Below are 6,545 nucleotides of genomic sequence, written 5' to 3' on the forward strand. Positions count from 1 at the left end.
GCCCTGGAAGGATCAGGCTTTATTTTTCTCCCGAGAGCACCGGAATTAAAAGCACTCTTGGAGGTGGAACCATCAGGCACTGCAAGGACAAGTTGTGCACCCAATTTGTAGGTAACATCACCGATCTTTCTTTATTTGGAGCAGGCGTTCAAGATCTCATAATTAAGGCCCCCCGCAGTGGGGCAAGTTTTTTGCCCCCCAGTGACGCAGGTTTTTTTATTTATGCACCCAAATCGACAGTCAGGCTCATAGGAGAATCAGCCACCTTCCAGTCTGTTGTCTGGGCTAACCGGCTGGACATCACGGGCACCAATGCCAAATTCAACATGCCAAGGAACGGTGTGGCTGATGTCTTCATTCTTATGGGAATACTCCCTGATGAATACAATACCTTCAATAATAGCCTAACTGGGCATAGCTTCACCGACCTATTCCCTTGGGACATGGTGGCTCGCAGCACCAGCCGCTTCCGCTTCTTCGGGAATTGAGACATGCCCTCGATTCGCCAGCTGAAAGCTAAAAAGCATCAAGCCAGCGAGGCGGGATTTAGTTTGGCGGAAGCAATCGTTTCCGCTGGCTTGCTGACAATGTCAGGCGTTGCGCTGATAAGCGTCTTTACTTCGTCGGTCGAATCTGTAAAAAGCATAAGTAGCCGTGACGAGGTCTCCGCTGCCATAAATGCTGATCTGGCAAAAATACAACGGCTCAACGATTATTATACCTGCCTGCCGGGAAGCTGCAGCATTACAAGTCTCAACCAATCGCCTCCTGATAAATACGAGTATGCCCCCAGACCCGATGATCCTGATCAAGCCTTTGAAAAGTTCAAGTTGCTCTGCAAAAACACATCAACGAACCTTTCGCAGGGCCTTGTGGATGAACTTGGAGCCAGCATAGCAATCACCCCTAACATAACTCGAACGGCAAAACTCCATCCGAACAACGATTCCAGCAGCCACCTCTACATCGTGGAATGGAGCCCAACCGAGGGGGCCAAAACCCAGATCATTCTCTCGCCAACAGTAAGCCAGTGGTGTCCTTGAAATACAGCCAGTCAAAGCGCACTGGCTTCACCTTGCTGGAGCTGCTCGTCGTGGTGGCAATCCTGGGAATGATTGGGTGGCTGGGCCTGCCAGCTGCGATTCAGGACTACAAGAAGGCCCAGGTGAATGGGCTCACCACCGGACTAGCCGGCTGGCTTCAAGAGGTGCGGAGCTCAGCACTAAAAGGCAGTGCCTGCACGGTGGTGATCAGCGGCGGCACAATCACGGCCGCTCAAACCGTGGCCAGCCTTGGTGCGCCCATCCCAGAAACCTGTGCCACGCCCAACAATCCCTATCTGCTGCCCGAATCTGCCCAAGGGGCAAGCTACTTCATAACCGCGATTCCTACCAGCTTCAGCTTCACTCCACGGGCCAGCAAATATCCCAGCACGGACGTGCTGATCACCATTGCCATGGCCAACGGCGGACCCAGCCGTTGCATCCAACTCAACGGCTTGTTCGGCAATCTTGAGCTGGGTGATGCCAGCAGTGGCAGCTGCGTGCTCACAAGGTTCTGAACAATGAAAACTCCGCTACCCCGCTGGCCCTCTCCCTTGCTGGGATTGGGGAACGGATTCACCCTTGTTGAACTGGCCGTGGGCACGGCAATCGGTGCCTTGGTGATCATCATCACCACAGCGGTGTTCGCGCCCCAGCTGCGCATCAATCAGCGGCTAGGGGGACAGATCAGACTGCAGGAGCGATGGTCCAGAGTGAATGCGCTCCTCAACACCGAAATCCAGGAAGCGCACCGAGTGCAGAGCCTTGGCAGTGGCCTCGAGTTGATAACCTGCGAAGCTAACGACGCCAGCAGCAATCGCTGTAGTGACGGAGGTTATCCAACTACAGGGTCATTTGGATACGATGTGGCCATCTGCTACGAACTGATTCCAGATCCGGCAACTGGCACGTCCCGCCTCCAGAGACGCGGACCAAGCATCGATCAAGCCGGAGCCCTGCTCACCCAGGGGGCAACAAAACAATGCGCCAACTTTGACCACGCCGAAGTGGTAACCACTGGGGTAACCGCCTTCTCGACGCCGACAATCACTGCTGATGAAGTCAGGTACACCATTTCTTTTCGCGATCCCCTCAACCCCAACGGCGCCACAATCAATAAGGAATCCACCGTTGTGCCCCGACCAAGCAAATACTGATCCTTCAGCCACGGTCGGCCAGCACCCCCTGCACCCGGCTCTGACCCTGCAGGGTTACGCGCACCACAGCGCCACTGATTCGTTCGGCCCGGGTGCCAGCCACCTGCAGCCCATCGAGCACCACCCGGTTCAAGCTGGCCCCAGCACTTGGTTCACCATCGAGCCCGAAGGCCGGCCCGCAGCGCATCAGCACCGCACCCCGCCAGATGGCACTGGGCGGCTGGCCCAGGGTGTAAGTGATCGGCCCAGTACCCGTTCCCAGCCCCGGCTCGAGATGGAGCAGCACTTGGCGGCCAGCCAACCCGCAGGCTGGGCTGCTGCCACCGGTGCCACCGATTGTCAGCCGGCTTGCCCGCGCCCCATCGGCACTGATCAGGGCCAGTGCCCGGCCGGCCATGGCTCGCTGCCGCAGGCGCTCCCCCAGCTGCCGGTTGCCGCGGGTCTCCGCCAGCACGGCCTGCAGCATCACCCCCACCAGCAGCAGCCCGCCGCTCAGGGCCAGCAGCAGCTCCAGCAGCGACATCCCCGCATCACCACTGCGGCGCTTGGTGGCTTCAGGCGGGTGCACAGCTGCCCTCCCGCCAGTGGCCCACCCGGGTAACCCCCAGCGGCAACGCCATCACCACGCAGCGCTGCAGCGGTGTGCCCGCCACAGCCAGCACGACCGTGCCGCCATCGAGGAGCAAGCCATTACTACTGAATCGCAGGGCCGCCGGCAGGTTGTGGCTCAACTCCAGCGCGCCTGCTCCCACCCCTTCCTGCAAGGACAGGGGCTGGGCCAGGCAACTGGGCAGTCCGCCCCCATTGGGGGCCTGCCACCCCTGCTGGCTAAGGGCGATGGCGCAGGGACGGCCCAGCCGCCCAGCCTGCGCCCGGCCCTGGTCGAGCCCAGCCAACACCAGGCGCGTTGCCGTTTCCAGCTGCTGCTGGGCCAGCCAGCGCCTGCCACTGCCAAAGGCCAGCCCAGCCAGCAGGGCCAGCACCGCCACCGCCACCAGCAGCTCCGCCAGGCTCAATCCCGCCGTCGCCCGCTCATCCCGGCGTGCCATCACCACCTGCCTCCGGGGTTGAGGAACTGCTGCAAAAGCCCATCGCCGCCGCATCGAGCCAACGCTGCCGCTGGGGCAGCCCCGGCGCCTGCAAGCGCAGCCAGAGGCCACCGCCCTGGGGTTCCAGCTGGCGCTCGAGGCCAGCTGCCAGGGGCGCCTGGGCCAATTCGGCCGCCATCGCTGCCACCGCCAGGCTGCAATCGCCGGCCAAGGGAGCGGCCAGCGCCTGCTGCAGGTGCTGTTCAGCGGCCAGCAGGGCCCCATCGAGCTCCACCAGCTGCTCGAGGCCCAGCTCCGCCCCGCGGCTGGCCGCCACCGCCGCGGCCCAGATCTGCAGGGAACCACTGCTGGCGCCCGCGAGCAGCAGCGCCGCCACCAACACTTCGGCGAAGTTCATGCTGCCCCCGGCTGGGCCGAACGCAGCCCCAGCTCCCGCAGGGCGCCATTCACCAAGGCAAACGCGGCCGTGGGGCCGCCGCTGCTGAGTGCCAGCCGCAGCTCAGCACCTGCGGGCGTGGGCGCCAGACTCAGCAGCCGGTAGGAATGGCTGCCGATCTGGCCCTGCTGCAGAGCCTCGGGCGCCTCAGCCGCCAGGCAGGGAGCCCCGGCCCACCGGGAGCTGGGCAGCTCCAGCAAACAGGAGTGGTGCAGCTTGAGCCGGCCCACCAACTGCTGGGCTGCTGAGCTGAGCAGATCCTGCTGCTGACGCAACTGCAGCTGCAACTGCAAATGGCGCCTGGCCTCCAGGGAGACCGTTTGCAACGAGAGGCTGCCAACCAAAAGAAGCAGGGCTGCCGCCGATGAGAGCGGCAACAAAAAACCCTGCTCTGCTACCGGATGGCGGCACTTGAAGCTTGAACTTTTCCGGACATACCAGGAAGCCATGGCCGAAGGGGCTTACCAACCCCTTCAGCATTCCCACAGGGTCAGCCGGCTAGGCGCTGATCTCTTCCTGCCAGAGGGCGTTGGCTTCGATGTGGCGGCCTTCGTTGGTGAGTTGGCGCACCCGCTGGAGGGCTTGGCGCCTCAGCTGCTGCTTGAGGGCCTGCTGGGCAGCCTGGTGGGCCGAAACGAATTGGGGGAGCTGGGGATTGGCTTGCGGCATGGTTTTAACTACCCTCGCCACTTATGTAGGAATCCAAATCCTACACCCTGTCAACTGGTTTGGGTGGGGCCCACCTACTGGTTGAGCTTCAAGACAGCCATGAAGGCCTCCTGGGGCACGTCCACCTTGCCCATCGCCTTCATGCGCTTTTTGCCCTTGGCTTGCTTTTTGAGCAGCTTCTTCTTGCGGGAGATGTCGCCGCCATAGCACTTGGCCAGCACATCCTTACGGATGGCGCTGATGCTCTCGCTGGCGATGATGCGGCTACCGATCGAGGCCTGGATCGGAATCTTGAATTGCTGCCTGGGGATCAGCTCCTTGAGCTTCTCCACCAGACCCTTGCCCACGTTGTAGGCCTTATCACGGTGCACGATCGTGGTGAGCGGATCGGCTTTTTCGCTGTTGATCAGCACATCGAGGCGCACCAGCTCATTTTTGCGATAGCCGATCAGGCTGTATTCCATCGAGGCATAGCCCTTGGTGCGGCTCTTCATCTGGTCAAAGAAGTCAGTCACCACCTCAGCCAGGGGCATCTCGTAGTGGAGGGTCACCCGGTCTTGGGTGATGTATTTCATGTCGATAAACTCGCCGCGGCGCTCCTGGCAGAGCTCCATCAGGGCGCCGTTGTAGCTATTGGGGGTGTAGATCTCGAGCTTCACATAGGGCTCTTCGATCGATTCGCGCTTCTGGGGATCCGGCAGGGTGGCCGGGTTGTCGACCATCGAAGTGCTGCCGTCGACCATGTTCACCTGGTAGATCACCGATGGGGCCGTGACGATCAGGTCGAGGTCGTATTCACGCTCGAGCCGCTCCTGCACGATCTCCATGTGCAGCAGCCCCAGGAAGCCGCAGCGGAAGCCAAACCCCATGGCGCTGCTGGTTTCCGGCTCAAATTTGAGCGCCGCATCGGAGAGCTGCAGCTTGCAGAGGGCGTCACGCAGGTCGGGGTATTGGTCGGCGTCGGTGGGGAACAGCCCACAGAACACCATCGGCTTGGCCTCTGCGTAGCCCGGCAGCGGCTCCGCCGCCGGATTGGCCGCCAGGGTGATCGTGTCTCCCACCCGGGCATCGGCAACTGCCTTAATCGAGGCCGCCATGTAGCCCACCTCGCCGGCATGGAGGCTCTCCACCTGCCGCTGGTCTGGCGCCATCACCCCCACTTCATCGAGCTCCACGGTTTTGCCGCTGGCCATCAGCAGCACCTTGTCTTTGCGGGCAATCACCCCACTGATCACCCGGAAATAGACGATCACTCCCCGGTAGGGGTCGTAGTAGGAGTCAAAGATCAAGGCCCGAAGCGGTTCGTCCACCAGGTTTGGCGGCGGCGGCACCCGCTCCACCACCGCTTCGAGGATCTCGGGGATTCCCAGACCCGTTTTGGCGGAGCAGGCAATCGCCTTGGAGGTATCGAGGCCGATGATCGCCTCGATTTCCTCCTTGATCCGCTCAGGATCGGCGCCGGGCAGGTCGATCTTGTTGAGCACAGGGATGATCTCCAGATCATTCCCCAGGGCCAGATAGACATTGGCCAGGGTCTGGGCCTCCACCCCCTGGCTGGCATCGACAACCAGCAGGGCGCCTTCGCAGGCCTGGAGGCTGCGGCTCACCTCATAGGAAAAGTCCACATGGCCTGGGGTGTCGATCAGGTTGAGGATGTATTGCTCACCGTCGGGGGCCGTGTATTCCATCCGGGCCGCCTGGAGCTTGATCGTGATGCCCCGCTCCCGCTCCAGTTCCATGTTGTCGAGGAACTGGGCCTGCATGTCGCGCGCCGCGACCGTTCCCGTGTCCTGCAGCAGCCGGTCGGCCAGGGTCGATTTCCCGTGGTCGATGTGGGCAATGATGCAGAAATTGCGGATCCGCTGAACTGGAACGTCGGTCATCAGTGGCCAGCAACCGGCGGCCAACAGGGACCACCGCGAGTTCGTTGGATCCTAGGAGCCGGTCGCGAGAATTTGCACCTACCTGCGGTCATGACAAGGCCCCACCTTGCGGCAGGGCTCATGCTCAATGATGACCAGACTCAGCCGATGGCGCTGGCTACAGGCAGTGCCTTGCTCTCCTTAATGCGCTTTCTTAGCTTGCGGCTGTAGATGAAAGCAGCGGCAACACCCAAGATGGGCAGGGGCCCCGGCACTTGTTGCTGAGTTTGTTGAGCAGCATATCGAAATTGAGCCATGGCAAATCCAGT

10 protein-coding genes are annotated in these 6,545 nt (G+C 61.5%); 4 read left to right on the plus strand and 6 right to left on the minus strand.

All coding sequences use genetic code 11. From position 1 onward, the window contains the following. The 4 genes from KBZ15_RS15755 to KBZ15_RS15770 all read left to right on the plus strand — a co-directional run. The coding region (locus KBZ15_RS15755; protein ID WP_255016147.1) for a hypothetical protein at positions 1-488 on the plus strand (488 nt) is incomplete at its 5' end. A 3-nt stretch (positions 489-491) separates the two neighbouring features. Continuing rightward, complete coding sequence (locus tag KBZ15_RS15760) at positions 492-1,043, plus strand: hypothetical protein (RefSeq protein WP_255016148.1); 552 nt, start codon at positions 492-494, stop codon at positions 1,041-1,043. Then, complete coding sequence (locus KBZ15_RS15765; protein ID WP_255016149.1) at positions 1,034-1,561, plus strand: prepilin-type N-terminal cleavage/methylation domain-containing protein; 528 nt, start codon at positions 1,034-1,036, stop codon at positions 1,559-1,561. The genes KBZ15_RS15760 and KBZ15_RS15765 overlap by 10 nt, the downstream gene beginning before the upstream one ends. Before the next feature lie 99 nt (positions 1,562-1,660). Further along, positions 1,661-2,200, plus strand: a complete 540-nt coding sequence (locus tag KBZ15_RS15770; protein WP_255016150.1) for a hypothetical protein — start codon at positions 1,661-1,663, stop codon at positions 2,198-2,200. Positions 2,201-2,204: 4 nt separating this feature from the next. Here the strand turns inward: KBZ15_RS15770 and KBZ15_RS15775 are convergent, their stop codons facing one another. From KBZ15_RS15775 to lepA, 6 genes are all read right to left on the minus strand, one after another. Further along, on the minus strand, positions 2,205-2,768 hold the full coding sequence (locus tag KBZ15_RS15775) for a prepilin-type cleavage/methylation domain-containing protein (protein ID WP_255016151.1): 564 nt from the start codon (positions 2,766-2,768) through the stop codon (positions 2,205-2,207). Then, on the minus strand, positions 2,755-3,249 hold the full coding sequence (locus KBZ15_RS15780; RefSeq protein WP_255016152.1) for a GspH/FimT family protein: 495 nt from the start codon (positions 3,247-3,249) through the stop codon (positions 2,755-2,757). Before KBZ15_RS15780 ends, KBZ15_RS15775 begins: the two co-directional genes overlap by 14 nt. Then, positions 3,233-3,646, minus strand: coding sequence for a hypothetical protein (locus KBZ15_RS15785; RefSeq protein WP_255016153.1), 414 nt, complete (start codon positions 3,644-3,646; stop codon positions 3,233-3,235). Before KBZ15_RS15785 ends, KBZ15_RS15780 begins: the two co-directional genes overlap by 17 nt. Then, entirely contained in the window at positions 3,643-4,062 is a 420-nt protein-coding gene (locus KBZ15_RS15790; RefSeq protein WP_255016154.1) for a hypothetical protein, read from the minus strand. The genes KBZ15_RS15785 and KBZ15_RS15790 overlap by 4 nt, the downstream gene beginning before the upstream one ends. A 121-nt stretch (positions 4,063-4,183) precedes the next feature. Further along, entirely contained in the window at positions 4,184-4,354 is a 171-nt protein-coding gene (locus KBZ15_RS15795) for a hypothetical protein (protein ID WP_197148228.1), read from the minus strand. 74 nt (positions 4,355-4,428) lie between these two features. Then, entirely contained in the window at positions 4,429-6,237 is a 1,809-nt protein-coding gene (gene lepA, locus KBZ15_RS15800) for a translation elongation factor 4 (protein ID WP_255016155.1), read from the minus strand. Positions 6,238-6,545 lie beyond the last annotated feature (308 nt).

This window comes from Cyanobium sp. BA20m-p-22 (assembly GCF_024346275.1).
Classification (GTDB): Bacteria; Cyanobacteriota; Cyanobacteriia; order PCC-6307; family Cyanobiaceae; genus Cyanobium_A.

What these genes read in the sequence shown, in the direction of transcription:
- KBZ15_RS15760 (WP_255016148.1), top strand. Translation starts at nt 492, where the DNA reads ATGCCCTCGATTCGCCAGCTGAAAGCTAAAAAGCATCAAGCCAGCGAG.
- KBZ15_RS15780 (WP_255016152.1), bottom strand. Translation starts at nt 3,249, where the DNA reads ATGGCACGCCGGGATGAGCGGGCGACGGCGGGATTGAGCCTGGCGGAG.
- KBZ15_RS15785 (WP_255016153.1), bottom strand. Translation starts at nt 3,646, where the DNA reads ATGAACTTCGCCGAAGTGTTGGTGGCGGCGCTGCTGCTCGCGGGCGCC.
- KBZ15_RS15795 (WP_197148228.1), bottom strand. Translation starts at nt 4,354, where the DNA reads ATGCCGCAAGCCAATCCCCAGCTCCCCCAATTCGTTTCGGCCCACCAG.
- lepA (WP_255016155.1), bottom strand. Translation starts at nt 6,237, where the DNA reads ATGACCGACGTTCCAGTTCAGCGGATCCGCAATTTCTGCATCATTGCC.